The sequence below is a fragment of the Streptomyces olivochromogenes genome, assembly GCF_001514115.1.
GTDB classification, from domain to species: Bacteria; Actinomycetota; Actinomycetes; order Streptomycetales; family Streptomycetaceae; genus Streptomyces; species Streptomyces olivochromogenes.
In genome coordinates, this window is the sequence record NZ_KQ948456.1 from 467042 (window position 1) to 493776 (window position 26735).

Annotated in this window: 27 protein-coding genes and 1 pseudogene; 14 read left to right on the top strand and 14 right to left on the bottom strand. The window is 72.3% G+C overall.

Features of this window, described 5'->3' with window-relative positions:
- The first annotated feature begins 132 nt into the window (after positions 1 to 132).
- The 3 genes from AQJ27_RS19765 (at position 133) to AQJ27_RS19775 (ending at position 4459) form a co-directional block, all read left to right on the top strand.
- A complete protein-coding gene (locus AQJ27_RS19765) occupies positions 133 to 2067 on the top strand; it encodes a YfjP family GTPase (RefSeq protein WP_425275215.1) in 1935 nt (644 codons plus the stop codon).
- Positions 2068 to 2307: 240 nt separating this feature from the next.
- The gene (locus AQJ27_RS19770) at positions 2308 to 2775 is read left to right on the top strand and encodes a single-stranded DNA-binding protein (RefSeq protein WP_067370368.1); all 468 of its coding nucleotides are present in this window, start codon (positions 2308 to 2310) and stop codon (positions 2773 to 2775) included.
- A gap of 274 nt (positions 2776 to 3049) precedes the next feature.
- Entirely contained in the window at positions 3050 to 4459 is a 1410-nt protein-coding gene (locus AQJ27_RS19775) for a Cys-Gln thioester bond-forming surface protein (protein WP_067370371.1), read from the top strand.
- 121 nt (positions 4460 to 4580) lie between these two features.
- Here the strand turns inward: AQJ27_RS19775 and AQJ27_RS19780 are convergent, their stop codons facing one another.
- The 4 genes from AQJ27_RS19780 to AQJ27_RS19795 form a co-directional block, all read right to left on the bottom strand.
- Entirely contained in the window at positions 4581 to 5213 is a 633-nt protein-coding gene (locus AQJ27_RS19780; protein WP_067370374.1) for a sigma-70 family RNA polymerase sigma factor, read from the bottom strand.
- A 120-nt stretch (positions 5214 to 5333) separates the two neighbouring features.
- Positions 5334 to 6044 carry a hypothetical protein gene (locus tag AQJ27_RS19785; protein ID WP_079065091.1) on the bottom strand — a complete coding sequence of 237 codons (711 nt, stop codon included), beginning with the start codon at positions 6042 to 6044 and terminating at the stop codon, positions 5334 to 5336.
- Between the two features lie 237 nt (positions 6045 to 6281).
- Positions 6282 to 7034: a YcnI family copper-binding membrane protein gene (locus tag AQJ27_RS19790; RefSeq protein WP_067370380.1), complete on the bottom strand. Its 753-nt coding sequence runs from the start codon at positions 7032 to 7034 to the stop codon at positions 6282 to 6284.
- 30 nt (positions 7035 to 7064) lie between these two features.
- Positions 7065 to 7652, bottom strand: coding sequence for a hypothetical protein (locus AQJ27_RS19795; RefSeq protein WP_067370657.1), 588 nt, complete (start codon positions 7650 to 7652; stop codon positions 7065 to 7067).
- 139 nt (positions 7653 to 7791) lie between these two features.
- Here AQJ27_RS19795 and AQJ27_RS19800 point away from each other — a divergent pair.
- Together AQJ27_RS19800 and AQJ27_RS19805 are read left to right on the top strand one after the other, a co-directional pair.
- Positions 7792 to 8679: pseudogene (locus tag AQJ27_RS19800) on the top strand (D-2-hydroxyacid dehydrogenase family protein); the annotation flags it as partial.
- 236 nt (positions 8680 to 8915) lie between these two features.
- Positions 8916 to 9212, top strand: a complete 297-nt coding sequence (locus AQJ27_RS19805) for a chaplin (RefSeq protein ID WP_067370386.1) — start codon at positions 8916 to 8918, stop codon at positions 9210 to 9212.
- Between the two features lie 161 nt (positions 9213 to 9373).
- Here AQJ27_RS19805 and AQJ27_RS19810 read toward each other — a convergent pair whose 3' ends face one another.
- From AQJ27_RS19810 to AQJ27_RS19850, 9 genes are all read right to left on the bottom strand, one after another.
- Positions 9374 to 10240 carry a tyrosinase family protein gene (locus AQJ27_RS19810; RefSeq protein ID WP_067370389.1) on the bottom strand — a complete coding sequence of 289 codons (867 nt, stop codon included), beginning with the start codon at positions 10238 to 10240 and terminating at the stop codon, positions 9374 to 9376.
- Positions 10224 to 10649, bottom strand: a complete 426-nt coding sequence (locus AQJ27_RS19815; protein WP_067370391.1) for a tyrosinase family oxidase copper chaperone — start codon at positions 10647 to 10649, stop codon at positions 10224 to 10226. Before AQJ27_RS19815 ends, AQJ27_RS19810 begins: the two co-directional genes overlap by 17 nt.
- Positions 10650 to 10768: 119 nt before the next feature.
- Positions 10769 to 11287 carry a hypothetical protein gene (locus tag AQJ27_RS19820; protein ID WP_067370394.1) on the bottom strand — a complete coding sequence of 173 codons (519 nt, stop codon included), beginning with the start codon at positions 11285 to 11287 and terminating at the stop codon, positions 10769 to 10771.
- A gap of 134 nt (positions 11288 to 11421) precedes the next feature.
- Entirely contained in the window at positions 11422 to 12006 is a 585-nt protein-coding gene (locus tag AQJ27_RS19825; protein WP_067370397.1) for a vitamin K epoxide reductase family protein, read from the bottom strand.
- On the bottom strand, positions 12006 to 12503 hold the full coding sequence (locus AQJ27_RS19830; RefSeq protein WP_067370400.1) for a DUF5949 family protein: 498 nt from the start codon (positions 12501 to 12503) through the stop codon (positions 12006 to 12008). Before AQJ27_RS19830 ends, AQJ27_RS19825 begins: the two co-directional genes overlap by 1 nt.
- Before the next feature lie 186 nt (positions 12504 to 12689).
- Positions 12690 to 12929, bottom strand: coding sequence for a chaplin (locus AQJ27_RS19835; protein ID WP_067370403.1), 240 nt, complete (start codon positions 12927 to 12929; stop codon positions 12690 to 12692).
- Positions 12930 to 13030: 101 nt separating this feature from the next.
- Positions 13031 to 13333, bottom strand: coding sequence for a hypothetical protein (locus tag AQJ27_RS19840; protein ID WP_067370406.1), 303 nt, complete (start codon positions 13331 to 13333; stop codon positions 13031 to 13033).
- Between the two features lie 204 nt (positions 13334 to 13537).
- Positions 13538 to 14329, bottom strand: coding sequence for a hypothetical protein (locus AQJ27_RS19845; protein ID WP_067370409.1), 792 nt, complete (start codon positions 14327 to 14329; stop codon positions 13538 to 13540).
- Between the two features lie 293 nt (positions 14330 to 14622).
- Positions 14623 to 14862, bottom strand: coding sequence for a chaplin (locus AQJ27_RS19850; RefSeq protein WP_067370659.1), 240 nt, complete (start codon positions 14860 to 14862; stop codon positions 14623 to 14625).
- A gap of 280 nt (positions 14863 to 15142) precedes the next feature.
- On the opposite strand from AQJ27_RS19850, the gene AQJ27_RS19855 reads away from it, so the two are divergent.
- From AQJ27_RS19855 to AQJ27_RS19895, 9 genes are all read left to right on the top strand, one after another.
- Entirely contained in the window at positions 15143 to 15418 is a 276-nt protein-coding gene (locus tag AQJ27_RS19855) for a hypothetical protein (RefSeq protein WP_067370412.1), read from the top strand.
- Positions 15419 to 15459: 41 nt separating this feature from the next.
- Positions 15460 to 16656 (top strand): glycosyltransferase, encoded by a 1197-nt coding sequence (locus AQJ27_RS19860; RefSeq protein WP_067370414.1) that lies wholly within the window; start codon positions 15460 to 15462, stop codon positions 16654 to 16656.
- A complete protein-coding gene (locus tag AQJ27_RS19865) occupies positions 16653 to 18146 on the top strand; it encodes a sugar transferase (RefSeq protein ID WP_067370417.1) in 1494 nt (497 codons plus the stop codon). Before AQJ27_RS19860 ends, AQJ27_RS19865 begins: the two co-directional genes overlap by 4 nt.
- Before the next feature lie 4 nt (positions 18147 to 18150).
- A complete protein-coding gene (locus AQJ27_RS19870) occupies positions 18151 to 19527 on the top strand; it encodes an O-antigen ligase family protein (protein ID WP_079065092.1) in 1377 nt (458 codons plus the stop codon).
- The gene (murJ, locus tag AQJ27_RS19875; protein WP_096239761.1) at positions 19524 to 21380 is read left to right on the top strand and encodes a murein biosynthesis integral membrane protein MurJ; all 1857 of its coding nucleotides are present in this window, start codon (positions 19524 to 19526) and stop codon (positions 21378 to 21380) included. The genes AQJ27_RS19870 and murJ overlap by 4 nt, the downstream gene beginning before the upstream one ends.
- 94 nt (positions 21381 to 21474) lie before the next feature.
- Positions 21475 to 22167 (top strand): polysaccharide deacetylase family protein, encoded by a 693-nt coding sequence (locus tag AQJ27_RS19880; protein WP_067370665.1) that lies wholly within the window; start codon positions 21475 to 21477, stop codon positions 22165 to 22167.
- On the top strand, positions 22167 to 23300 hold the full coding sequence (locus AQJ27_RS19885; RefSeq protein WP_067370420.1) for a glycosyltransferase: 1134 nt from the start codon (positions 22167 to 22169) through the stop codon (positions 23298 to 23300). Before AQJ27_RS19880 ends, AQJ27_RS19885 begins: the two co-directional genes overlap by 1 nt.
- Positions 23297 to 23989, top strand: a complete 693-nt coding sequence (locus AQJ27_RS19890) for a YveK family protein (RefSeq protein WP_079065093.1) — start codon at positions 23297 to 23299, stop codon at positions 23987 to 23989. Before AQJ27_RS19885 ends, AQJ27_RS19890 begins: the two co-directional genes overlap by 4 nt.
- Before the next feature lie 41 nt (positions 23990 to 24030).
- The gene (locus AQJ27_RS19895) at positions 24031 to 25188 is read left to right on the top strand and encodes a GNAT family N-acetyltransferase (RefSeq protein WP_079065094.1); all 1158 of its coding nucleotides are present in this window, start codon (positions 24031 to 24033) and stop codon (positions 25186 to 25188) included.
- 22 nt (positions 25189 to 25210) lie between these two features.
- On the opposite strand, the gene AQJ27_RS19900 is transcribed toward AQJ27_RS19895, so the two are convergent.
- Positions 25211 to 26665 (bottom strand): glycoside hydrolase family 26 protein, encoded by a 1455-nt coding sequence (locus AQJ27_RS19900; protein WP_067370425.1) that lies wholly within the window; start codon positions 26663 to 26665, stop codon positions 25211 to 25213.
- Between the last annotated feature and the right edge of the window lie 70 nt (positions 26666 to 26735).

The window sequence follows — 26735 nt, forward strand, 5'->3', positions numbered from 1 at the left end:
TCCGAAAACGGACGCCCTGAAGGCTCTCGTTCCCCTGAAGGCTCTCGTTCCGAGGCCGACTCCCCGGAGGCCTTCGCCACGGAAGCCGCGGACGGCGAGCCCGCCGCCGGGGAGGCCGCGACGGAGGCTCCCATGGAGTCCGTGACGAAGGCGCAGCCTGAGGGGGAAGCCGAGGCCGAGGCAGAAGCGGAAACAGAAGCGGCGGCGGAGGCGGAGACAGAGGCGGAGGACGCCGAGCGGGCCCAGAAGGTCACCTTCGATGCCGCGCATGTCGGCGCGCACACACGCGTGAAGGACGACACCGGGCACACACGTGTGAAGACCGACGACGCCTGCGCCCGTGCCGAGTCGGAGACCGCCTGGGACGACGGGCTGATCGCCCGCCGCGTGTCCGAGACGACCACCGGCCAGGAGGCACAGGCCCCGTCCCTGGCCCTGGAGACCAAGACCGCCGTACAGGCGCCGCCGCTCCCGCTCGCGTACGACGGACCCCTGAGGTCGCGCCTGGACGCGCTCCGCGAGCTGGTGGGGCTGTCGCGCACCCGGCTGGACAGCGGGACCCTCGCCGAGGCGAGCCGGGTCCTCGACGAGGCGGCGGCGCGCCGCAAGCTGTCCGGTGAGCACACCGTGGTCGCCATCGCCGGAGCCACCGGCAGCGGCAAGTCGCAGCTCTTCAACGCGCTCGCCGGGGTGGCCATTTCGGAGACGGGCATGCGCAGGCCCACCACCGCGGCGCCCATCGCGTGCAGCTGGAGCGACGGCGCGGCGACCCTCATCGACCGGCTCGGCATCCCTGGACGGCTGCGCAGACGTCCACTGCAGAGCCCGGAGGCGGAGGCGCAACTGCGCGGCCTCGTCCTGGTGGACCTGCCCGACCACGACTCCGCAGCCGTCCAGCACCGCCAACAGGTGGACCGCATCCTGGCGCTCGTCGACGCGGTCATCTGGGTCGTCGACCCCGAGAAGTACGCGGACGCCATGCTCCACGAGCGGTATCTGCGGCCCATGGCGGGACATGCGGAGGTCACCTTCGTGGTCCTCAACCAGGTGGACCGGCTGCCCGGCGAGGCCGCCGACCTGGTCCTCGACGATCTGCGACGACTGCTCGACGACGACGGGATCGCGCTGGGCGAGTACGGCGAACCGGGCGCGACCGTGATGGCGCTGTCCGCGCTCACCGGGGACGGCATCGGCGAGCTGCGCGAGTCTCTCGGCCAGTTCCTGGCCGAGCGTGGCGCCGCCGCCCGTCGAATTTCGGCCGATCTCGACGCGGCCGCCATGCGACTGCGTCCCGTCTACTCGACCGGGCGGCGCACGGGGCTCAGCGAGGAGGCGCGCGACGAGTTCGCGGACCGGCTCGCGGACGCGGTGGGCGCCACGGCGGCCGGTCAGGCGGCCGAGCGCGCGTGGCGCCGCAACGCCAACCGCGCGTGCGGCACCCCCTGGCTGCGACTGTGGCGTTGGGTCCAGGACCGGGGGGACTCGACGACGGGCCGACTGTCGGTACGGGAACCCGCGGACGAGGAGGCCACGGCCCGGCAGCGCGTCGAACAGGCGGTGCGTACGGTGGCGGACCGGGCGGCCCGGGGGCTGCCCGCGCCCTGGGCGCAGGCGGTGCGCGAGGCGGCCGTGCGCGGTGCGCAGGGGCTGCCGGAGGCGCTGGACGAGATGGCGACGCGCGCCACGACTCCGGCGGGGCGGCCACCGCGGCCCGGCTGGTGGCCCGCCGCCGTGCTCGCGCAGGCCTCGATGACGATTCTTCAGATCATCGGCGGGCTGTGGCTGCTGGGGCAGATCATCGGGTTCATGGCGCCGAACCTCGGGGTGCCGGTGCTGCTGATGCTGGCGGGCATCATCGGCGGCCCGGCCGTCGAGTGGGGCAGCAGGATGGCGGCGCGCGGACCGGCCAGGCGGTACGGACTCGAAGCGGAACGGCGACTGCGCGAGGCGGCCGCCGGGTGCGGGAGGGCGCGGGTACTCGATCCGGTGGCGGCGGAGTTGCTGCGGTACCGGGAGGTACGGGAGCAGTACGGGCGGGTCACGGGGGCGTCGGCGCCGGTCGGATGACGAGGTGACACTCCACGGGCCGAAGCGCATCCACCCCTTCGGGTGACGCGGTTGTCCACAACCGGCCGGTAGCACACAGGGCTCAGCGGGCCCGGCCCGACGAAGGCAGTCTGAACTCGCGGCGATCGCAGCGCATGCGAACGCAGAGCGTGTGAACGCGGACCATGCGAACGCAACACAGGCCAACGCAGCGCATGCGCTCGCCGCGACAGACGCATTCGTACGGGAGAGGGGTCGGGCATGAACGAGACGATGGTGTGCGCGGTGGGGAACGTGGCGACGCAGCCGGTGTACCGAGAGTTGGCGAACGGCGCGTCGGCGAGGTTCCGCCTCGCGGTGACGGCGCGGTACTGGGACCGCGAGAAGAACGCCTGGACGGACGGGCACACCAATTTCTTCACCGTGTGGGCGAACCGCGCGCTCGCCACCAACGTGGGGGCATCGCTGTCGGTGGGCGATCCCGTCATCGTGCAGGGCCGGTTGAAGGTGCGTACGGAGGTACGCGAAGGACAGAGCTGGACGTCGGCGGACATCGACGCGGTGGCCATCGGTCACGACCTCTCGCGCGGCACCTCGGCCTTCCGGCGCCCGAACAAGGAAGGGGACACGACCGCGTCCCCCCGGCCCGAGCCCAACTGGGAGACGGAGCCGGAGAGTCGTTCCCTGGACGCCTCCCAACAGCAGCCGGAACCCGCCGGAGTGACCTGACGTCAGGCGCGGAATCGCCCTGGCCGGGCGACCTGACCGAACTGCGGCTTATCGACAAATCCGTTCCGGAGAGTCCCCATTAATTTGTCGATAAGCGCAGCTCACAGGCTCGCCGACCGATAACGATTCCGATTCGGATCGGTTATCCGACGGCAGGACCGGGAAGTGCGGTGCGCCCACGTCCTTAGGATGCCGGGCATAGCTCACGGGGCTTCTGATTCTGCTGGCGGGACCGTCCCCCCATGTCAACGGGTCCTGCTCGAAGGGGAATTCTGTGTTTTCTTCGTTCTCTGCGTGGTCCGCGCGCAGGCGAGGGGCCGCTCGCCTCGCCGCCGCGACGTTGGTGTCGGGGCTCGTCGCCGTGGGGGCGCTGGCCACCGCCGGTGCGGCCGCCGCCGACGATGCCCCGCAGAGACAGGGCGGCGCGACCGCGACCATCGGCGGTCTGAAGACGTACGGGGCCGCGGTGGTCCACGACAACGGCGTGGACCAGCAGGTGTCCGCCGGTCTGTTCGAGATGTCCGTCGACGGTGGCGGCATGCTGCAGACGTACTGCATCGACCTCCACAACCCGACCCAGCGGGACGCCCAGTACCAGGAGACCTCCTGGAGCGGCACCTCGCTGAACGGCAACAAGGACGCCGGCAAGATCCGCTGGATCCTGCAGCACTCCTACCCACAGGTGAACGACCTCGCGGCGCTGGCCGACATGGCCGGTGCGCACGGCCTCACCGAGCAGGACGCGGCGGCCGGCACCCAGGTGGCCATCTGGCGGTACTCGGACGGCGCCGACGTGGACGCGGTGGACCCGCGGGCGGAGAAGCTCGCCGACTACCTGCAGAAGAACGCGCGGAACGTGGCGGAGCCCAAGGCCTCGCTGACCCTCGACCCGCCCGCGGTCTCCGGTCACGCCGGCGAGAGGCTCGGCCCGATCACGGTGCACACCGACGCGGACAGCGTGACGGTGACGCCGCCCGCGGACGCCGCCGCCAGCGGGGTGAAGGTCGTCGGCAAGGACGGCAAGGCGATCACCTCGGCGGCGAACGGCAGCCGGCTCTACTTCGACGTGCCGAAGGACGCCACGAACGGTTCGGCGGCGCTGACCGTGCAGGCGTCGACGACCGTGCCGGTCGGCCGGGCGTTCGCCTCGGGGACCCGCAGCCAGGCACAGATCCTCGCGGGCTCCAGCGAGTCGACGGTCTCGGCGACGGCGACCGCGAACTGGGCCAAGGTGGGCGCGATACCGGCGCTGTCCGCCACGACGAACTGCGCCAAGGGCGGCGTGGACGTCACGGCGACCGTCACGGGCGACGCGCCGTTCACCTTCGAGCTGATGGGGGCCGAGCACACCGTCGCCGCGGGCAAGTCCCTGACGGTGACGGTCCCGCTGCAGGAGGACCAGGCGTACGACTTCACGCTCACGGGTCCGAACGGTTTCGAGAAGCACTTCACCGGCATGCTCGACTGCAAGACACAGGGCAGCGCGAGCGACATCACGACCCAGACCGTCGGTGAGCCGAGCCCGGCCCTGGCGAGCGCCGACTCCACCGGGGACACCAACCTCGCCGAGACCGGTGGCTCCGGCGCGACCCCGATCATCGCGGGCATCGCCGTCGCCCTGGTCCTGATCGGCGGCGCGGCGGTGTTCCTCCTCCGCAAGAAGAAGGCACCGGCGCAGAACTGAGCCTTGCGGCACCGCACCTTGGCAACTCAACAGTGAGTGACCGCAGCACGGTGACTCCGTGCGCCGCGGCCCCGGCCCGCCCCCAGGCGACCGGGGCCGCGCCCCTTTCCGGCCGCGCCCGTCAGGCCATCGCGGCGACCAGCTCGCGCCGCTCGGACACTCCACAGCGTTCGGCGTCGGACAGCGAGGCGATCAGGGCACTGCGGGCACGGGCCACGCGTGAGCGGACCGTGCCTATGGGGCAGTCGCTCACCAGGGCCGCCTCCGCGTACGGCAGTCCGAGGAGCTGGGTCAGCACGAAGGCCTCGCGGCGCTCCTCGGGCAGTTCGGCCAGCAGTTCGTCGAGCGCGATGCCGTCGTCGAAGCCCGGCAGGCCGCGCGGCTGGGCGCGTTCGGCGGCGAGCTGCCAGTCGTCGGAGTCGGCCAGCCGGGGCCGGGCCGCCGCGGTGCGGAAACTGTCGATCACGGCCCGGCGCGCGATGGCCAGCAGCCAGGTACGGGCCGAGGAGCGGCCCTCGAAGCGGTGCAGGCTGCCGAGGGCGCGCAGGAAGGTGTCCTGGGCCAGGTCGTCGGCGGTCTGCGGGTCCGCGCCCAGATAGGTGACGTAGCGGCGTACGTCACGGTGCAGGGCGCGCACGAACTGGTCGACGGCGTCGGGGTCACCGGCGCGGGCGGCCAGCGCCCAGGCCGTCAGCGACGCGTCACGTGAGGTGGGCAGGGCAGGAGTGGTCACCTGGTGTCCTTCTCGGGTCATCCGGGATCCGGACCGGGCGCGCGAGGGCGGCCCGAGGGTCCGGTGAGCGAAACCGGCCGCACGAGGGCGTACGGCCGAAGCCCGGGGCGCACAGGGGCGGCCTCGGGGAACCGGCTGTCTTCAGACGACAGCGGTCCCGGCGGGCGGACCCCGAGAAGTGATCGCGTGGACGAGAAGGAGTCGGCGCGGCGCGCGGGCGGAGCGGTCGCGGCGGACGCGCGGACGCGGGCGGCTCACCGGCGCGGGCAGCGTGAGCGGCAGCCGCAGCGGGGCCGCCAGCAGGCCGGCGAGGGCCCGCAGGACACGGAAGACGGCGCGCTCTCCGTGCGCGAGCCAGAGGCCGCAGAGCAGGGCGGCCAGCAGGTGGGCGGCGAGCATGCCGAGTGAGGACGAGGTGCCGTCCGCCGCGTGCCCCGGGTGATCCATGGCGCCCATGTCCATGGCGCCCATGCGTGTCGAGTCCATGGGCACGGAGTTCGGGGACATGGAACTCATGGACATGGGACCCGTGGGCATGGAGTTCATGTCGTGGCCGGTGAAGACCGAGGCCGCCGCGCCCCACACTCCCAGGGATCCCGACGACTGCGCGAGCGAGAACACCGAGTGGAGTACCGCCTGCGCCGCGACCACGGCGGACACGATCAGGGGCAGTCCGCGTTCCCGGCCGGCCAGACACCAGCCCGCGCCGCCGATCACCGCGCCCGAGGCGCCCAACGCCCACCAGGGCACCGTGCCGCCGGACATCATCACGTGCCCCAGGGCGGCGAGCAGCACACAGACGACCGCGAACACCGCGGCCCGTACCGTGCGAGAACACCACCCAGCAGTCATGGCGGGCTCATCCTCGCATCCGGGCAACAGGCTTCATGGGAGGGTACGGAAATTTCTCACCCCCCACTCATGAGCGGGCTCAACTCGCGTCGGACGCGCTGTTTTCACGAGCGAGCTGGTGGGGGGTCCGTCCCGCCGACGGACGACGAGGTCGGCGGGACGGCAACCGCTCAGCGGGTGGTCATCGGCCGGTGAGAACCGGTGAGAGCCGACGAAAGCCGGTGAGAGGGCGCTCGCCTACTCGGAGCGGGCACCCCGGCCGCGCGCGAGGGCGTAGCCGGCCGCGGCCAGGCCCAGGACGCCCACGACCAGTCCGGCGATGCCCAGGCCACGGGCCGTGGAGTCACTGCTCGACGCCGAGTCGGCCGCGACGGCCGGCGCCGAGCTCGACGACGAGGCGGAGCCCGACGCCGAGTCCGAGGTCCCGTCGGAACCCGTCTTTGCGTCTTCGGCGGTCAGGGTGAGCACCGGCGCCGGATTCTCCGGCTCTTCCGCGCCCTTCTGCTCCTCCTCGATCCAGCGGACGACGTTGCCGTCCGAGTAGGTCTGCAGGGTTTTGAAGCTCAACTGGTCGGTGTCGTCGGGCAGCTGGCCGAAGGCGACGTTGAAGTCCTGGTACTGGCCGTGCCGGATCCGGCCGCCGGTCCAGGTGATCTCCGAGACGGCCTCGGTGATGGTGCCGTCGTCGGTCTTGACGGGGGTCTTGAGCTTCGTGGTCGTCACCTGCGCCGTCCAGCCCTCCTGAGGGGTGACGAGCACGCCGAGGACCGGGTGGTCCGTCGGCAGGAAGACCTGCACCTTCGTGGTGCTTGCGGTGTCCTCCTCGTTGGGGACACGGAAGGTGAGAACACCGTCCGTGGCTCCCTTGGCGTAGGTCTCGGGGTGGACCGTCACATGAGCGAAGGCGGCACCCGCGGCGGCCAGGACACCGGTGGTGGTGAGGGCGGCGACGAGGCCGGCGCGGCGCAGGGTGGTGCGAATCGGGGACATCAGGGGAACTCCGTACTGGTGGGGATGCGGTCAGGGCGTGTACGCGAGCCCTGCCGGCGGTCCCCGACGGGACACCGCGTGGCGCAGCAGCAGTTGCCGAAGCGGCCGGGGTTCCGGCGCGGTCCGGCGTCCGACGGCCGGCCGGGTCGGTACGGCGGACCACCCCGCGCGCACCCGCCACCAGGCGGCGAGCCCCGGTACGAGCGCCGCGGCCCGCCGCAACAGGGACCAGAACGCGGCTTCACCGCGCCGCAGCCACCAGGTCGCGACGAGGGCGGCCACCACATGGGCGGCGGTGGCGTGCGGTGTCATGGCGTGCCCTGGTGGGTTCGCCATGTACGCGCCGTGCATGTCCATCGCCATCCGCGGGCCGGCCGCCTCGAAGGCGAGGTGCAGCCCGGCCTGGGCGGCCAGCATCCCGCCGCCGATCCCGACAAGCGAGCGTTCGCGTCCGCCCAGCAGCCAGCCGGCCGAGAAGACGGCGAGGAGCCCGGCGCCGTCCGCCCACAGCGGCGGCGCCTGACCGGTGGCGAGCCCGTGCCCCCCGGCGGCCAGCAGCACGCACAGCACGGCGAACACCGCCGCGCGCAGGCTCCGTACCTCTGGGGACGCACTCATGAAGCCCAGATACTGCCATGGCGGGCGAACGGCCGTCGCGGCTTCCGGAGCAGCCGCTTCCTCCGACGACGCCCCGGGGGCGTCGAAACGCCGCTCGGGTAGGGTCCGTTCGAACCAGGAAGGACCGGAGGAAACCGACATGCCGCTTCGCTGTGCCGTGCTCGACGACTATCAAGGCGTGGCGACCGAGGTCGCCGACTGGTCGTCGGTGGCGGACGACGTGGAGGTCGTCGGTTTCCGGGAGCACTTCGGCGACGAGGACGCGCTGGCCGCCGTACTCGCGGACTTCGACATCGTCGTCACGCTGCGGGAGCGGGTGCCCTTCCCCGCGTCGCTGCTGGCCCGGTTGCCCCGGCTGAGGCTGCTGATCGCCTCCGGGATGCGCAACACGGTGATCGACTACGCGGCCGCCGAGGCACGGGGCGTGACCGTGTGCGGCACCCCGAGTGCCTCGACGCCGCCGGTGGAGCTGACCTGGGCGCTGCTGCTGGGGCTTGCGCGGGGTCTCGTCGCGGAGAACGACGCGTTGCGGTCGGGCGGCCCCTGGCAGAGCACGGTGGGCGCCGATCTGCACGGTCGGCGGCTCGGCCTGCTGGGGCTGGGGAAGATCGGCGGCCGGGTGGCACAGGTGGGTCTCGCGTTCGGGATGCGGGTCTGCGCGTGGAGCCGGCACCTCACCAAGGAGCGCGCCGAAGAGGTCGGGGTGGAACTGGCCCCCTCCAAGGAGGAGTTGCTCGCGAGCAGCGACTTCGTCTCCGTGCACCTCGCACTCGGTGAGCGCACCCGTGGTCTGATCGGCGCCGCCGAGCTGGCCCTGCTCAAGCCGACCGCCTACCTCGTCAACACCTCCCGCGCGGCGATCGTCGACCAGGACGCGCTGCTCGCCGCGCTGCACGAGGGCCGGATCGCCGGAGCGGGCGTGGACGTGTTCGACATCGAGCCGCTCCCGGCCGACCATCCGATGCGCTCGGCCCCGCGCCTCCTCGCCACCCCGCACCTCGGCTATGTGTCGCGGGCCAACTACGAGGCGTACTACGGCGGGGCGGTCGAGGACATCCGGGCCTTCCTGGCGGGCGCCCCCGTACGCCGCCTCGGCTGAGCCTCTCGGCCGGGCCTGGCAAGGGCGCACCTCGAGCCGGGCGAAAGCCCTGTTCGTAGAGAGTGATCCCCCGATGAACGCCGTGACCAGCCGTGGTCGGGCGCGTTGAAGGTGAGTGCGGTCGCGTCCGAGCAGCCGCACTCACCGAGTCAAAGGAGAACGTGATGTCTCGCATCGCGAAGGCAGCCGGTATCGCTCTCGGCACGGGGGCCGTGGTGCTCAGCGGGGCCGGTCTGGCCATGGCGGACGCCGGTGCTCAGGGTGCCACCGCCGGCTCGCCCGGTGTCCTGTCGGGCAACCTCGTCCAGGTCCCGGTCAACGTGCCGGTCAACGTGTGCGGGAACACCGTCGACATCGTCGGACTGCTGAACCCGGCCTTCGGCAACGCCTGCGCCGACGTCAGCAAGCACGACGGCGGCACCCCCGACCCGGGCGGCTACGGCTCCGGTTACGGCCAGTGACACGCTCTCAGCGGTCGTAGGTCGACAGCCGGCGCAGGCAGGCGAGAGGCCCCTGGCAGTGGTCACTGCCGGGGGCCTCGCCACAACCTCGACGCGTACCGGAACTTCAATGGGTACCGGAACTTCCATGCGTACTGGTACCTCTACGCGTACCGGTACCTCTACGCGTACCGGTAGATCCCGCTGTGATCCTCCAGCTTGTCCGGTGTCACGCCCCACGGCGGCATCTTCTCGTGCCGCGCTACGATCCGTCCGCGCTGCGAGTCTCCGGGACCCGGCGGCCGGGCGGGCAGATAGCGGGCCCCGCGATGCCGCTGCTGCCAGCGGGACCACTGGAGGTCCACGAAGGCGTGGTGCAGCCAGAACACGGGGTCGTTGACGGAGGCGCCGCCGAGCATGGCCCCGCCCACCCACCGGTGCACGCGGTTGTGATTGTGCCAGGACGCGGCACCGGACCCGCTCCCCCAGCCTTCGAGCCTGTTGCGGAATCCCTTGGAGGAGGTGGAGTTCCAGGGGGCGGTGTCGTAGACGGGGTCCGCGAGCGCCGAGTCCAGCTCGCGGCGGGTGGGCAGTTCGATCGGGTTGCTGGAGCGGCCGAAGTCGCGGGTGAGGTACTCGCCGTCGGTCACCCCCTCCGTGATGGTCCACTTCCCGTTGGCGTAGGCGAAGGGCCCGGTCGTGACCTGTCGGTCGGAGCGCCGCCCGTTGCCGCCGAGCAGGTCCTTGGTCCAGGGGGCGGAGGTCGGCGTCCGGTCCCGCGTCCAGTCCCAGTACGGCACGCTCACCCCGGAGTCCACGCGGCGCAGCGCCCGTTCCAGTTCGAGCAGGAACTGCCGGTGCCAGGGTAGGAAGGAGGGCGCCATGTGGGCCGCGCGCAGTCCGCTGTCGCCGTCCGCGACGTAGTACTGGATGTGCATCCGCACGAACTCGTCGTACTCGCCCCGGCGTTTGACCTCCAGCATCGCGGTGACGAAGCGGCGCCGCTCCGCGGCCGTCAGTGTGCTGACGTCCTTACGCGTGTACGCCATGGTGGGGGCTCCCCTTCGCTTCCGTGTCGCGCAGGTGCTCCGAGGGGCCCAGTTCGTCGACGGCCGCGCGCGCGGCCGCGAGCGCGGTCGGGTAGGACTGGTAGTGGTCCAGCATGCTCAGGTAGCTGCCGTCCGCGCGGCGCATCAGGTGCAGCGGCCGGCCGTCCACGGTGACCTGCCACTGGCCGCCTTCCGCTCCCGCCCGGCCACTGTTGCCGGTCTTCGCGCCGAGGAGGTGGCGGCCGTGGTACATCTCGTCGAACGTGCGGTCCTCGGGGCGGGGTGGCCGCGCGGGCAGCGAGGCCGCGACGACCGGGGCCAGCGCCACGGCGGCGGCCGACACCAGCAGGCCGTGCAGCACGCCCCGCCGGGTCACCGGAACTCCGCTCGACACTCTGCTGACGAACATGTTCTCTCCTCGAACGGGTTCGGTGACGGTGAAAGTGACGGGGTGAAGGCGGGGAAGGGGTGGCAGCGGGGACGACTGCGCGGCGGCGGGGGCGGCGGCGGTCGCGCCCCCGCCGTGGGTCACGCCCCCGCCCCCATGCCCACGTTCGCCGCCGGCACCGTCTTCAGGAGGGGTCCGAGGACGGCGGCCTGAGGGGCCTTCACGCCCGGCAGACCGAAGTGGTCGGGGTTCGGCGCGGTGAGCGGGGCGTCCACGGACAGCCCGGGCGTCAGCGTGGACAGAGCGGACGCGGGCGCGTCGACCCCGAGATGCTCGAAACCGTGCCCGAGGAGGTGCGGAAGGGGCGCCCGGAGGTCCGCCCCCGGCAGTCCGGCGCCGACCGGCAACTGCGGAACGACCCGCTCCGGAAGCATCCGTCCCTCGACATGCCGGGGACCCGCGGGTCCGCCCGGCATGGGCACCGGCAACTCCCCTGCGATCTTGGGCGTCTGCAGGTTGAGGGCACGCTCCACACCGTCCAGAGGCACGGCGACGGGGACCGTTTCGGCTGCGACGGCCGGGGTCGCGGCGGCAGCACCCATCACTGCCGCGACGCCCGTGACGACGGCGGCAAAGGTTCCTCGAGTGGTCGGCTTCATCTCAGGTACGGTCCCTTTCAGGATTCGGGGGGCTGCGTCCGTACCGGGTAACGATCCTGAGAACGAATTCAGTTCAAGATTCCCCCGACGGGCCCAATGGTCAGCTCGTCAGAATATTCAGCCCGACCAATTAATCAGCTCGTCCAAAAATCCCACCATCGGGTCAGAATCAGCATTCCGATGATCCCGATGTGCAGGATCGGCAGAACCCAGGTGAACTCACCGAGGAATCTCTTCAGCCAACCGGGCGCGGGCAGGAATTCATTTCGTACGTTGAATGACGTCACGTACCAGAACATGATGATCGTGGCGACCCAGGCAAGACAGCACCACAGGCACAGCGAGTTGATCCGGTACAGCGACTGGAACTGCAGCCAGGTGCAGAATCCGACGCCGAAGAGCGTGCCGGCGTTGAAGGTCAGCCAGTACCAGCCCGGAAATCCGGCGCCCGCCAGCAGGCTCATACCGACACAGATCACGATGCCGTACGCGACGAGACCGAGCATCGGGTTGGGGAACCCGAAGGCCGAGGCCTGGTCGCTCTTCATGATGTTGCCGCAGGAGACGACCGGGTTCAGGCTGCATCCCGGCACGAAGTTCGGGTTCTCCAGCAGCTTGAACTTGTCGATCGTGATGACCCACGCGGCGAGCAGACCGGCCGCACCGGTGATCACCAGCAGCACGGCGAGCGCCCGGCTGCCGCCCGCGGTCCGTGTCATCAGCCGCGCAGACTGCGCGCGGGCAGGAGCACGTGCGCCGCGCTGAGCAGAGTCCCCTCGTCACCCGCGAAGGCGGCCAGGTTCTCCGGCGCGACGGGCTTGCCGGGCTCGGCGCCGGGCCAGGCGCGGGTGGCGAACAGGAAGTAGGCGTAGCCGCGCTCGCCGACCGCCACGAGCCACTCGGGCGGCACGAGGCACTGGGCGTTGAGGTACGGCATGGTGACGACGGCCTGGCCCGCCTCGACGAGGAGGGTGAGCGGCAGGCTGGGCTGACTGGCCCCGTCGAGGAGCGTGTCACCGACGGGCAGACCGTTGTCGCGCAGCAGTTGCTCGATGGCGACCTTGGAGGCCTCCGGGCCGCCTTCGCCGTCGCCCAGGGAGTAGGCAAGGAGGTAGGGCATGTCTCCGTCGGGGGCTTCACCACTGAACGCCACGACGGCGAGCGTGCCGAGATCGGCGACCCGGAAAGGGCGCGTTTGGCTTGAGGATGAGGTCACCGCGGAACCCTATCGACGCACCCGAAAGGCCCCGCCCCTTTGTCACCCGGACGGGCGAAAACCGGGCGGGTGACCACACGAACGAGGGATGTCCTCGAACAATGCGAAGGGCCGACTCCGCACGGTGCGGAATCGGCCCTTTCAGCCCGTGTACGGCGTCGCTTCCGGCTCAGCCCGCGTACGGCGTCACTGGTCGGCGCACTTGTTCCCGAGCGCCGGGTTCAGCGCACCGATCACGTTGACGCCGAGGCCGCAGACGTTCACCGGAACATCCACGGGTACCTGAATGACGTTGCCGGAGGCGACACCGGGGGAGTGAGCCGCCGCGCCCTGGGCACCGGTGTCGGCGACGGCGCTGCCCGCCGCGGCACCCGCGGCCATTCCGACGGTGGCGAAAAGCAGTGCGACCTTCTTGGCGGTGTTCATCGTCCGTCCTTTCCTTGGCGGTGCGATTCAGCCTAGGGATGCGTCCGGCCGTCTCCCGGAAAGACACGCGATGAAAGGGAACGGGGCTCCACAGCGAACGTTCATTTCTGGAGGGGAAGTCCGCCGAGAAGCTTTGCGGGGCCACCGGCCGAGTTGAGCGCCTTCGTCGCGCCATTCACGGTGTTGAGTACCGAGTTCTTGTTCTCGGTGTCCAGCGCGTCCGACTGGTGCCGCAGGGGCTGCAGGTCCTCCAGGTTGAGCGAGCGCTGGCTGGTGAGGGTCTCCAGGGCGCCGTTGAGGCTGGTGGGCGTGAGGTCGGAGGCCTGGGCGGCGAAGGCGGGCGCGGCGGCACTGGCGATGACCATGGACCCCGCAACGACAGCGGCAGCCTTCAGGGACTTCATCGTGTTCCTTTCTTCGGCAACTCGTGTCACCAGAGAGAAATTTCGCTTTGTCCTGGCTAACGAGCCCCGGGCGCGGCGGAAACCCTGTGTGCAGAAATTTCCTGCGCACATACACACATACAAAACAGCCGCCGTGCACCCATGCAAAACAGCCGTCGTGCCGACCGCTGGGGTCGGCACGACGGCGGAATGGCGACTCGGGGGTCAGACCGCCGGCAGGCTCGGCAGGGCGGGAGTCGGCAGCGCGGGCGTCGGCAGGGCAGGGGTCGGCAGCGCGGGCGTCGGCAAGGCGGGAGTCGGCAGCGCGGGAAGCGGCGGCAGACCGGGCAGGTTCGCCGCGGGCAGGCCGCCACCGAGGACCACCGCGACGACGAAGTTGACGAGGCCCGTCAGCACGGCCGTGGCCGCGGGCACCACCTTGGTGGCGTCGCCCGAGGTGACCGCCGCGACGAGCGTGTCGACCGCCTTCTGGAGGGCGGTGAGCGCGTCGCCCGCGAGGTCCCGCGCGGTCGAGGCGCGCGAACCCTTGTCGCGCGGCGCCTTGTTGTCCTGGTCCCTGGCGACCGCGCTGTCGTCCTGCGCCTCGGCGCCCTTCTTCACCGAGGGCAGCGTGGGTACGGCGGGCAGCGTCGGCAGAGTGGGCAGTGCGGGCGTCGTCGTGGCCGGCGGGGTGACCGGAGCGGCCGCCGCGGCCTTGGCGATCGCGTCCTTCACGACCTGGGCGAGCTTCGCCGCCTGGTCGGCGGAGAGCTGGCCGTCGTCCGCCTTGAGCGCGGCGTCGAGGAGATCGGTGACCGGGGCGAGGATGCCGGCGATGCCGCCCAGCGACTTCACCTGGGCCAGCAACGCGTCCGCGCCAGGGACGGGTGCCGCCGCATGGGTGTGACCACGCGCCGAGTCGCGGTCGGCTGCCAGCGCGACAGGCCCGGATATCCCGAGCAGGAGCGAGGCACAGAGGACGGAGGACGCCAGGCGCCGTGCGGGCAGAGCACGCATGGATGTTCCCTTCGATGGTGCGTCGGATCTTGATGCCCACCGTGGAAGTACCGGTCGCCGCCTGCAACCGACCGAACGCCCCGTGTAACGACCTGGGCCCTCCACCACCACCGTCGTCGCTGGTGGGAAGCCATGCCGGGCCCTTGGCGCCCCTTCCCTCCATTCGGGGCCGCCGTCCCCCCATTCGGGGCCGCCGTCCCCCATTCGAGGGCGCCCTCCCGTCATTCGGGGCAGATGCGGACCGGCCGCCCTCCCGTGAGGGAGGACGGCCGGCGGAAGGGCCCGGTCTGACGTCAGTCGCTGGCGCACTGGTCGCCGAACGCGGGGTTCAGCAGGCCGACCACGTCGACGGTGTTCCCGCAGAGGTTGACGGGGATGTGGATCGGAGCGTGCACGACGTTGCCCGACAGGACGCCCGGGGAGTGGGCGGCCGCGCCGTGTGCGTCGCTGTCGGCGGCGGCGATGCCGGCGGTGCCCGCCATGGCGGCGGCGGCAACGGAGGTCAGGGCCAGGCCCTTCGCGATACGCGACATGGAGAAGTGCTCCTTGGAGTTGTCCAACATCCGGGCGGGATGCCCGGCGCTGGAATCAACGCGCGGCACACGCGCGGGTTGTGCCTCCAAAGGAGTGATCCCGCGACCACCGGACTTCACTATTCCGACACACTTGTGAGGTTTCTCCGAATAAATACGGATAGCGACTAGAGTCGGCCACCTCCTGAGGCTGCTTGGCATCAGACGCCGGAATCAGATCCGCAGATTTCCGTCCGTCCGCAGGTCCCGAACCTTTTCTCCCGAAAGGGCAACGCCGGTCATGCGTCATTCCCCGGGCCCGCTGCCGCGCCGCGCGACGGCGTACGAGAAGCGGACGGAGCCGCCGCGGCACCTGACCCCGTTGATCGAACGCGCGCCCGCCCACTCGAACACTCCCGGCCGCGACTCCGACGTCCTCGGCCCCGGCCTCGGCTTCGGCCCCGTCCTCGGCAGCGAAATCCGAGGCGGGGGTGACCAGTTGGGCGTCCGGCTCGTTTCGCAGCGGGACGCGGCCTGGGTCGGAGCGCTGCTCGCCGCCGTCGACGCGCAGCAGTGACGCGCGCCCGTGAGCGCAGCCCGTTAGCGAGGAACCCGCGCATGCACCTGCCATCGACCGACCCCCCACGGGTCCTGCACCTCACCCAGCCGGTCGACGGCGGAGTCGCCCGTGTGCTCACCGACCTGGTGAAGGCTCAGCTCGCCGACGGAGCGCACGTCACGGTGGCCTGCCCGCGGGACAGCGACCTCGCGCACACGCTGCGGGCCCTGGGCAGCGACGTATGGCACTGGGCGGCGACGCGCGGCCCGGGTCCGCGACTGGCACAGGAGGTGCGACGGCTCGCCCCGGTCCTCGCGCGGGCGCGGCCCGATGTGGTGCACGCGCACAGTGCCAAGGCGGGGCTCGCCGGACGGCTCGCCGTGCGCGGCCGGGTGCCGACCGTGTTCCAGCCGCACGCCTGGTCCTTCGAGGCGGTCGACGGGGTCATGGCGGGCCTCGCACTGAAGTGGGAGCGGTGGGGGGCGCGTTGGGCGTCCCGGGTGGTGTGTGTGAGTGAAGCGGAGCGCGCGACCGGCGTGCGCGCCGGTATCAGGGCCCGCTGGGCCGTGATCCCCAACGGCATCGACACCGAGCACTTCCACCCGGCGGCCGTGGCGACCGTACGGGCCGCAATCCCCCTGCTCGCCCGCGCCGGTGGCGATCCGGCGGCTCCACTGGTCGTCTGCGTCGGGCGGCTGTGCCCGCAGAAGGGCCAGGACGTCCTGCTGGAGGCCTGGCGGACGGTGGTCCGGCAGGTGCCGGGCGCCAGGCTCGTGCTGGTCGGCGACGGGCCGGACGCCGGGCGCCTACGGGCAGCGGCGCCCGAGGGAGTCCTGTTCGCCGGGGCGGCCCACGACGCCCTGCCCTGGTACCAGGCCGCCGATCTGGTGGTGCTGCCGTCCCGCTGGGAGGGCATGGCGCTGGCCCCGCTGGAGGCCATGGCCTGCGGGCGTCCGGTCGTGCTGACGGACGTGGACGGCGCCCGGGAAAGTCTGCCGCCTGGCCTCGACACCCGCTGTCTGGTCCCCGCGCGGGCACCGGGCCCACTGGCCCGGGCGATCCGCGCCCTGCTCGCCGACCCGCCGCTGCGCGCGTCACTCGGGCACCAGGGGCGCCGCCACGTACTGGCCGCACACGACGTACGGCGCGCCACCGCCGCGGTCGCGGAGGTGTACCGCGAGCTGCTCGCCCCGGCGTCCGGCGCGCACACCGCGTGCGGGGAACACACCGAGTACAGGGAGTCCAGCCACACGTGACTGCGGAAAGCACCGTTCCCTCCCCCGGCGGACAGCCCCGGGAGTACGGATTCTCGCCCGTCTCGGTCATTCCGCCGCGCGGGGCCGACGAGGGCTTCAGATTCCCGGCCGGACAACGGCCGCCCTCCGCGCGCCACTTCGTACGGCACCTCGCGCGGCACTCCGTCTCGCGCGGCGCGCCGCTGCCGCTGCTCCTCGCGGACGGCGGCGCCGCGCTGCTCGCCGGTCTGGCGCTCACCGAGGTCCGGCCGCACGCGCCGCTGGTCGCCGCGATGGTGCTCGCCGTCCTCACGCTGAGCGCGCACGCGGGGCTGTACCGCCCCGCGCCGGTGCCCGCCGTGCTGGACGAACTGCCGGTCGTCTGCGCACGGATCGCGGTGACATGGTGCGCGCTCGCGGCCCTGGTGGCGGCGCTCGTCCCGGACACCGCGCTGTCCGCGCGCACGCTGGCGGCGGGCTGTGTGCTCCAGTCGGCGGTGAGCTGCGCGGGCCGCGCCGCCGTGTACTGGTGGCTGCGCAGGGCCCTGGTCCTGCGCCCGAGCGCCGCGCTGGTGATCGGCCCCGCGGCGACCGGCCGACGGGTGGCCGCGGCGTTAATGCGCCACCCTCGCTACGGGCTGCGGCCGGTGGGCGTCGTCGCCGACCAGGCGGCCGGGTCCGACGGGCTGCCGGTACTGACCACCGGCGAGGAAGTGCAGCGGGCCCTCATCCAGAACAGCGTGCGCGCCGTGCTCGTCGTGGAACCGCGCCGCGAACACGGCCCCCTGCTACGCGCGTTGGCCGAGGCGGGCTGCACGCTGTGGCAGCTCGACGCGGACTCCCCGTCGCACACGGCGGACTCCCCCTCGCACAAGGCCGGGAGCAGCCGGCTCGCCGGGTTCTCCTGCGAACGGATCGACGTCTCACGGCGCCACGGGAACCTCGCCAAACGACTCCTCGACATCGTCGTCTCCGGGACGCTGCTCCTGCTGGTCAGCCCGCTGCTGCTGATGTGCGCGGCGGCGCTGCGGCTGAGCGACGGGCCTGGCGTGGTCTTCCGGCAGGAGCGCATCGGCAAGGACGGGCGACCCTTCACCCTGCTGAAGTTCCGCACCCACCGCCCGGTCGACGCACACGAGGCCGCGACCCGCTGGAGCGTCGCGGACGAGCGGGAGATGGGCCGCTTCTGCCACTTCCTGCGCCGCTTCTCGCTCGACGAACTGCTCCAGCTCTGGAACGTCCTGAGGGGCGACATGAGCCTGGTCGGCCCCCGCCCCGAACGCCCCTACTTCGTCGGCAAGTTCAGCCAGACCTACCCCGGCTACGCGGCCCGCCACCGGATGCGGACCGGCATCACGGGACTGGCCCAGATCCACGGTCTGCGCGGCGACACCTCCATCGAGGACCGCTGCCGGTTCGACAACGCGTACATCGACAACTGGTCGCTGTGGCAGGACATCTGCATCCTGCTGCGCACGGCCGCCGCGCTCGTCCGTCCGACGGGGAGCTGAGCCGATGAGCCAGGCACTGCCGGTCTCACCACTCGCCCCGCTGACCGCCGCGCTCAGGCGCGCGCTGCCCGTCCTGCCCGTCGTCTCGGTGATCGCCCTGCTCGGACTGCCGGTCGCGCCGGACACCGAGGGCGGCGCGAACCTCGCGGACGCCATGTCCGCTCTGGCCGTGGTGTGCTGCGCGGTACGTCTCCTACGGGCCCGTCGGCGCCCCCTGTCGCGTACCGCCGCGGTGGTCCTCGGACTGCCCGTGGTCGGCATCGCGATCGCGGCGGCCGGGGCGGCGAGCCCCGGGGCCGGGATCACCGGGCTCGCCCGCTATCTGCAGATCTTCGTGCTGGTCCCGGCGGCCGTCCTGCTGTCGGTGCGCGACCGCCGCGACTTCCGGCTGCTCGCCTGGTCGTTCGTCGGTCTCGCGCTGTGGCAGGGGGCCGTCGGCGTGCACCAGTACGTCACCGGGACCGGGGCCACCTACATGGGCGAGGACATCCGGGCCGTGGGCACCTTCGGGCCGACGGACGTGATGGGCATGGCGACCGTGGTCGCGTTCGGGCTGGTGTGCGCGGTGGCGCTGGCGCTCGGGCCGGTCACCCCGCGGCAGCGGACGGCCGCCCTGGTGTGCGTGCCGGCGCTGCTGCTGCCGCTCGCGCTGTCGTTCAGCCGGGGCGCGTGGATCGCCACGGTGGTGGCGTGCGGCGCCCAGTTGGTGCTGGCGGGTCTGCGGCGCGCGGTCAAGGTGGGCGCCGCGGTGGCCGCCGCGGGCGTCGTCCTGGTGGGCGGGTTCGGTATCGGCACGGCCATGCTCCAGGAGCGCATCGACAGCATCACTCAGGTCACCGACGCCCCGGACCAGTCCGTCGTCGACCGGTACACGATGTGGGCGGCGGCCGTCGACATGTGGCGCGACCACCCGCTGACCGGCGTCGGGCTGAAGGCCTTCCCCGACCAGCGCGACGGCCACGCCTCGCTCGCGCTCTCCTCGGGCAGCGACATCGGGGGCGCGGGCTCCGCCTACCGCAAACAGCCGCTGCTCTCGCCGCACAACATGTACCTGCTCGTCCTCAGTGAGCAGGGCCTGATCGGGCTGCTCGCCCTCGCGGGTGGCTGGGCGGCCCTCCTGGTGTGCGCGCTGACCGGGCTGGCCAGGGTACGGCGGACCCCGTCGGGCCTCGACTGCGCGCTCGTCGGGTGCGGGCTGCTCGTCTGGCAGTTGTTCGACTTCATGTACGCGGACATCGGCGGGCCTTCCACCGTGCTGACGGCCGTGGTCTTCGGGCTGGTGGCATGGTGGGCGCTGATGGATCCGGCCTCACCGGTGTCCCCCTCGTCGATGTCCCGCTCGTCGATGTCTCCCTCGCCTGAGGAGGCCGGGGCGCGATGACGGTGAAGCCTCCCTGGGCGACGGCCGGCCGCGACGCCGATCCCCGGGTCGACACCAAGGCCCAGGCCGGCTTCGAGCCCGGTTTCGAGCCCGGCGGCGCACTCGTCCTGCCCTCCGCCCGCAGCGCTCCCCCCGCATCCGACCCACGCCTCACATCCGACCCACGAGCCACATCCGACCCACCCATCACACCCGCTCCACCGCCGGAACCCCCGGAATCCCCAGAACCCCCGGCCCGCCCAGGCTCCCCGGACTCCCCACGCTCCCCGAACTCCCCGAACTCCCCAGAACCCTCCTCCAACCGCTTCCTCGCCAAGGCCGCCCTCGTCACGATCGCCCTGTCCATCGCCGGGGCCCTGCTGGGCCTGGGCCGCGACCAGGCCCTCGCACACCTGTTCGGGGCGGACTCCGACACGGACGCCTTCCTGGTCGCCTGGACCGTGCCGGAGTTCGCGGCGACGCTGCTGATCGAGGACGGTCTCGCCTTCGTGCTCGTACCGGCGTTCAGCATGGCGGTGGCCCGGCGCGCCCGGGGATCCGTCGGCGACCCGGTCCGCGCCCTGGTCGCCGCCACCCTGCCCCGACTGACGCTCGCCTTCATGGCCACCGCCGCCCTCCTCATCGCCGGAGCCCCCTACCTGGTCGAAGCCCTCGCGCCCGGACTGCCCGACCCCGCACTCGCCGTCGACTGCACCCGGTTGACGGCCACCTGTGTGCTGAGCTTCGGACTGGCCGGCTACTGCAGCGCGGCGCTGCGGGCACATCGCAGGTTCGTCGCGCCCGCGGCGATCTACGTCGCGTACAACACCGGCATCATCACGGCGATGTTCGTGCTCGGCGGGCACTGGGGGGTGCGCGCGGCGGCCCTCGGGGTCGCGGTGGGCGGTGCGCTGATGGTGGTCGCGCAGGCTCCCTCCCTGTGGCGGCAGCTCGGCCGCCGCGGCGCCGTAGGGAAGGAGGCGGGCCTCGAGAGGATCGAGGCCGCCCGCCCGATGGACCTCACCCTCGTCACCACCGTCCTGCTCTTCGCCCTGGTCCGTCAGTCGCAGGTCCTCATCGAACGCTTCCTGGCCTCCTCACTGCCCGCAGGCGCCATCTCGCACCTGAACTACGCGCAGAAGGTCGCGCAGATGCCGATGGTGCTCTCGCTGATGCTGTGCACCGTCACCTTCCCGGTGGTGGCGCAGGCGATGGCCGAGGGCGACACCGAACGCGCCCGCAGCCGGGTGGAACACGATCTGGCCGTCGTCTCCTGCACGGTGCTGCTCGGCGCGGCGGCGGTCGTCGCGTGCGCGCCGCAGATCATCCAGCTGCTGTTCCAGCGGGGCGCGTTCACCCCCCAGGACACCGCGGCCACCGCCGCCGTCATGCGCGTGTACGCCCTCGGGCTGCTCGGCCACACCCTGGTGGGCGCGCTGGTCCGCTCGTACTTCTCCTCGGGGCGGCCCACCTGGTACCCGCTGTTCGCGATGACCGCGGGGATCATCGCGACCTCCTGGATCGGCGCGCTGACCGTCGGCTCCTGGGGGGTGTGCGGGATCGCGGCGGCCAACGCGGGCGGCATCACCCTCAGCGCCCTGCTCCTGCTGTACGGCATGGGCCCGCGCAGTGTGCCGATCCGCACCCGGCTCGTGGTCGTCGAACTCGGCAAACCGGTGCGCGCGGCGCTCGTCGCCGCCGCCGTGGGGACGCTCTGCGCGAGCCATCTGCGCTCCCCCCTGCTCGGTCTCCTCACCGGCGGCACGGTCGTGACCGTCGTGTTCGCCCTGCTGGCCTGGGCCCTGCGGGTCCAGGCCCTCGCACCCGCCCTCCATTCCGTCACACGAAGGCTCCCGCATGTCCGTTTCCGCTGACAGCACCCACGGCACCAGACGTACCGGCAGCAGACGTACCGTCGGCGTCAGACGTACCGGTACCGGCTCCGTCGACGCGGCCCCCTGGGTGGCGATGTACCACTCCGTGGGCGACTGCTTCGACGACCCGTACCGCATCACGGTCTCCCCGGACCGCCTCGACCACCAGCTCGGCTGGCTGCGGCGCCGCGGCCTGCGCGGGGTGAGCGTGTCCGAACTGCTCGCCGCCCGCGCGGGCGGTGCGGGCCGGGACCTGGTCGGTCTCACCTTCGACGACGGGTACGCCGACTTCGTCGAGGCCGCCCTGCCCGTGCTGCGCCGGCACGACTGCGGCGCGACCCTCTTCGTCCTGCCCGGCCGGCTGGCCGGCGAGAACGCCTGGGACCCGCTCGGCCCCCGCAAGCGCCTGCTCGACCAGCGGGGCATCCGGCTGGCCGCCGCCTCCGAGGGCATCGAGATCGGCTCGCACGGGCTGACCCACGTCGATCTGACGCGGGCGGACGACGCACTGCTGCACGCCGAGGTCGCCGAAAGCAGAGCAGTGCTCTCGGAGTTGATCGGTGCTCACGTCCAGGGCTTCTGCTACCCGTACGGGACGGTCGACCAGCGGGTCGTCGACGCCGTACGCGACGCCGGATACACGTACGGCTGCGCGATCGACCCCGGCCCGCTGACCGGCCCGTACGCCCTCCCCCGCGTCCACATCGGCCAGAACGACAGCTCCGTGCGCCTGCTGTTGAAGCTCAAGCTGCACCGGCTGCGGCGCCGACCGGTCGAGGGGGCCTGATGAAGGCCCTGCACATCATCACCGGCCTCGGCGTCGGCGGCGCGGAGCAGCAACTGCGCCTGCTCCTGGCCCACCTGCCCGTCGACTGCGACGTCGTCACTCTCACCAACCCGGGCGCGGTCGCCGACGGCCTCATCGACGACGGCGTCCGTGTCGTCCACCTCGGCATGACCGGCAACCGCGACCTCGCCGCCCTCCCCCGCCTGGTGAAACTGATCCGCGCGGGCGGCTACGACCTCGTCCACACCCACCTCTACCGGGCCTGCGTGTACGGCCGGATCGCCGCGCGCCTGGCCGGGGTGAAGGCCGTCGTGGCCACCGAACACTCCCTCGGCGACTCCCAGATGGAGGGCCGCAGACTCAGCACGGGCGTCCGCGCCCTGTACCTGGCCAGCGAGCGCCTCGGCCGCGCCACCGTCGCCGTCTCACCGACCGTCGCCGACCGGCTCCAGCGCTGGGGCGTGCCCGGACCCCGCATCGAGATCGTGCCGAACGGCATCGACGTGGCCCGCTTCCGCTTCGACCCGCTGCTGCGCGAACGCACCCGCCGCCGCCTCGGACTGCCGGAGGGCGCGTACGTCGTCGGCGGCGTCGGAAGGCTCACCGCGGGCAAGCGGTTCGATGTCCTGATCCGCGCGCTGGCCGAACTGCCCCGCGAATACTGGCTGCTGCTGGTCGGCGGCGGCGCCGAGGAGAGCGTGCTCCGGCGGGCGGCGCACGACGCCGGGGTCACGGATCGGGTGCTGTTCACGGGCGAGCGCCCCGGCGGCGGCCTCCCGGGCGCCGATCTGCCCTCGCTGACGGCGGCCATGGACGTCCTCTGCTCGCCCTGCGCCGAGGAGGCGTTCGGACTCGCGGTGGTGGAGGCGATGGCGGCCGGGCTGCCCGTGCTCTACGTCTCCTGCCCGGCCGTCGAGGACCTGCCGCCGAGCGCCGCCCGGGGGGCCCGCCGGGTCCAGGGCGGCGCCGACTCCTTCGTACGAGCCCTCCTGCGGGTCCGTGCGGAGGGCGCCGGGCCGCGTTCGGTACCGGACGCCGCCCACCACTACTGCATCACCCGCAGCGCCGCACAGCTCATGGACGTGTACACGGCCGCCGTCTCCTGCACCTCTCTGGGAGTGAGTTCCTCATGACCGAAAATCCCACCCGGCAGCACCGCCCGTCCGGACCCTCCGGCCCGTCCCTGCCCTCCGGTCCGACGCGCGCGGCCTTCGCCCGCGGGCGGGTCGTGCCGCCGTGGTCACTGCTCGCCGCCGGCGTCCTCCTCGGGGGCGCGCTCGGGGGCGCGTACGGCGTCCTCAAGCCCCCGACATACACGGCGACGAGTTACGTCATCGTCGTCCCGACCGAGCAGTCGGATCCGGCGTCGGCGCTCGGCTTCGCGCAGGCGTACGGCCGGGTCGCCACGCAGCTCGCGGTGCTCGGGGACGCGCAGGTGTGGGCCGGAGTGCCGGTGAGGACGCTGGAGCAGAGCGTGCAGACGGCGACCTCGCCCGACGCGCCGATGGTCGCCGTCTCCGCCACCTCACCGCGCCCGGACCTCGCGGCCGACATGGCCAACGCCGTCGCGCGCGCCCTGACCCGGCACGCCAACGACACCAAGAGCAGCACCCACGTGGAACTCCAGCAGTTCTCCCGCGCGCCGAAGCCGACCGCCGCCTCCTCGGCCTCCCCGAAGGTGACCGGTCTGGTCGGCGCGAGCGCCGGCGGGCTGCTGGGCGGTCTGGTCCTGCTGGTCCGTCCCCGGCGCACCGTGGACCCCGCCCTCCAGGCCTCCGTGCCGAGCCCGGCCGCTGCCGCCGACGGACACGGCCAACGGTGAGCGGGGCGCTGCGGACCGGGGTACGCGCGCCCCGGGCGCAATTGCGAACCGAAGTCGTCACTGACGAAAGGGAGTTCGCCGCGCTCGCCCCGGCCTGGGGACGTCTGTACGACCGGTGTGCCGCCGCCACCCCGTTCCAGAGCCACGCCTGGCTGCACTCCTGGTGGCTGTCGTACGGCTCCCCCGGCCGCCTGCGGCTGGTTCTGGTCCGCGAGGGCGGCGAACTCCGCGCGGTCGCGCCCCTGATGCGCGCACACCGTCCGCTGCCCGTGCTCGTCCCGCTCGGCGGGGCGATCTCCGACTACGCCGACGTCCTCATCGACGACGGGACCGACGACGAGCGCACCGACCGTGCCGCCGCGGCACTCACCGAGGGCCTGTCCGCGGTCGCCCGCACCGCGCTGATCGACTTCCGCGAGGTGCCGCCCGGCGGCGCGGTGGAGCGGGTCTACGAGCGCTGGCGCGGACCGCGCCGCCGGGTACGGGACTCCCTCTGCCTGGAGCTGCCCGCCGCCTCCATGGACGACCTCGTCGGGCGGCTGCCCTCGTCCAAGGCCCAGCGCGTCCGGGCCAAGCTGCGCAAGCTCTCCTCGCTCGGCATCGAGCAGCGGGACGTCCCGCACGACGAGGTGGACGCGGCGCTGCGCCGGCTGCTGGAACTGCACCGACTCCAGTGGCAGGGCCGGAAGGTGACGACCGAACACCTCCAGGAGCGGTTCTCCGAGCATCTGGTGCGGTCGGTGGGCCCGATGGTGCGCTCCGGGAACGCCGTGGTCACCGAGTTCCGGCTCGACGACACCGTGATGGCCGTGGACCTCACGCTGCTGTCACGACGCCTGGCGGGCGGCTATCTGTACGGCGCCCACCCGGGGCTGCGGGAACGCAAGGCGGACGTGGCGGTGATACTGCTCAACGCCTGCGCCCGGCACACCGAGGGCGGCGGACGCGGAACGCTGAGCCTGCTGCGCGGCGACGAGCCCTACAAACACCACTGGCGCCCGGACCCCGTGGTCAACCATCGGCTGCTGCTCGCCCGGCGACGTACGGCGCCGCTGATGTCGGCGGTCCTCTGCGACGTCGCCGCGCGCGGCCGGGGCAAGGAACTGGTGCACCGGTGGAAGGAACGGGGTGGAGGTGGGACGGACGGTGGCGGTGGCGGTGCCGGTGGTGGCGGCGCCGACGGTGGCGGCAGGCCGTGAGGGGCCTGCCGCCGGGCCGGTGTCACCGGGTGCGCGACCACCAGTCGAAGCGCATACAGAGCTTCCCGCCGAGCCAGTACTCCACCCACTCGCCCAGATCCAGCGGCGAACAGTTGGGCGGCACCACCGGCGTGGGTACGGGTGTCGGTACGGGGGTTGGTACAGGCGTCGGTACGGGTGTCGGTACCGGCGTGACGGGTGTGGGTACAGGTGTCGTCGGCTGCGGTGTGGGGTCGGTCCGGCCGAAGAGCACCGAGCGGTACACCTGGGACGCCCTCGGGTTCTGGTGGCACTGCCACACGCCGTGCGGGCAGTAGTCGGTCAGCGTGTTGTACAGCGGTTTGTGGTCGTCCATCCACGCGAGCATGCGTTTCATGTACGCCGCGTTGTCGCCGTTGCGGAAGAGGCCCCATTCGGGATAGGAGATGGGTTTGCCGTGGGCTTTGGCGAAGTCCACGTGCTCCTGAAGGCCGTACGGCTCGTTCACCTCCTCGTCGAATGACAGCCCCCGCGGCTGGTCGTACGAATCCATGCCGACGATGTCGACCGTGTCGTCCCCGGGATAGCACTGCGTCCACGGAACGGCGTCCAGGCCGCGGCTCGGGGCGAAGTCGAACCGGAATTTCTGGCCCGGCACCGAACGCATGGTCGTGACGATCCTGTTCCAGTACGTCTTCCATGCCTCCGGGTCCGGCCCGCAGCGATGGGTGTAGGTGATGCCGTTCATCTCCCAGCCGAGGACGATGACGGTGTCCGGAACCTCCAGCTCGACCAGGCGCTGGGCGAGGGCACGGAAGTGCTGGTCGAACGCGCCGGCGGCGCCCTGCCGCAGCAGCATCCGGACCTCGGCGTCGGAGACGTTCTCCTCGTTGCGCTCCATCATCGGCACGTTGAGGACGAGCATCCGGTCCTTCCGCTCGCGCCGCCAGTCCGCCCAGACGTCGAGGAAACCGGGCGGCCCCTCGATGTTGCTCCAGCGATCGCCCGGCAGATACGTGTGCGCGACGCGGAGTTGGGCGCCGCCCAGCCACTGGCTGAGCAGGGCGATCCGGGCCACACCCCGGGGGCCGTAGTCGAGGTAGGCGCCGAACGCGGAGGGCGCCTCGGCGGGTTTGGGCACGGGGGTCGTCGGCGTCACGGGGGTCGGCGGCTTTGTGGGCGTGACGGGCGCCGACACCAGTGGTGTCACGGGCGTGGTCACGGGCGATGTCGCCGAGGCCGGTGTCGGAGGTGTGGGTGTCACCGTCGTCGTCGCCGCCGTCGTCGTCGGTGTCGGGGCCGTGGGCGGTGTGGGCGGTGTCGGCTGTGTGGGTGGCGTCGGTGTCACCGTCGTCGGTGTCGGCGCCGGAGGGTCGGCGGCCCGCGGCGCGCCGCCGACGGCGTGTCCGGTACCGGCCGCCAGGGCGACCGAGGCGACGATGCCGGCCGCGACGACAGCCGGCCTTCCGCTTCGGGGCCGTTGCTTTCGTGGGGCCATGCCTGCTCCCCTCTCCACTCTCATAGCTCCGACTGCGCCGACTCCCATGGCTCGGACGCGTTTTCCGTCA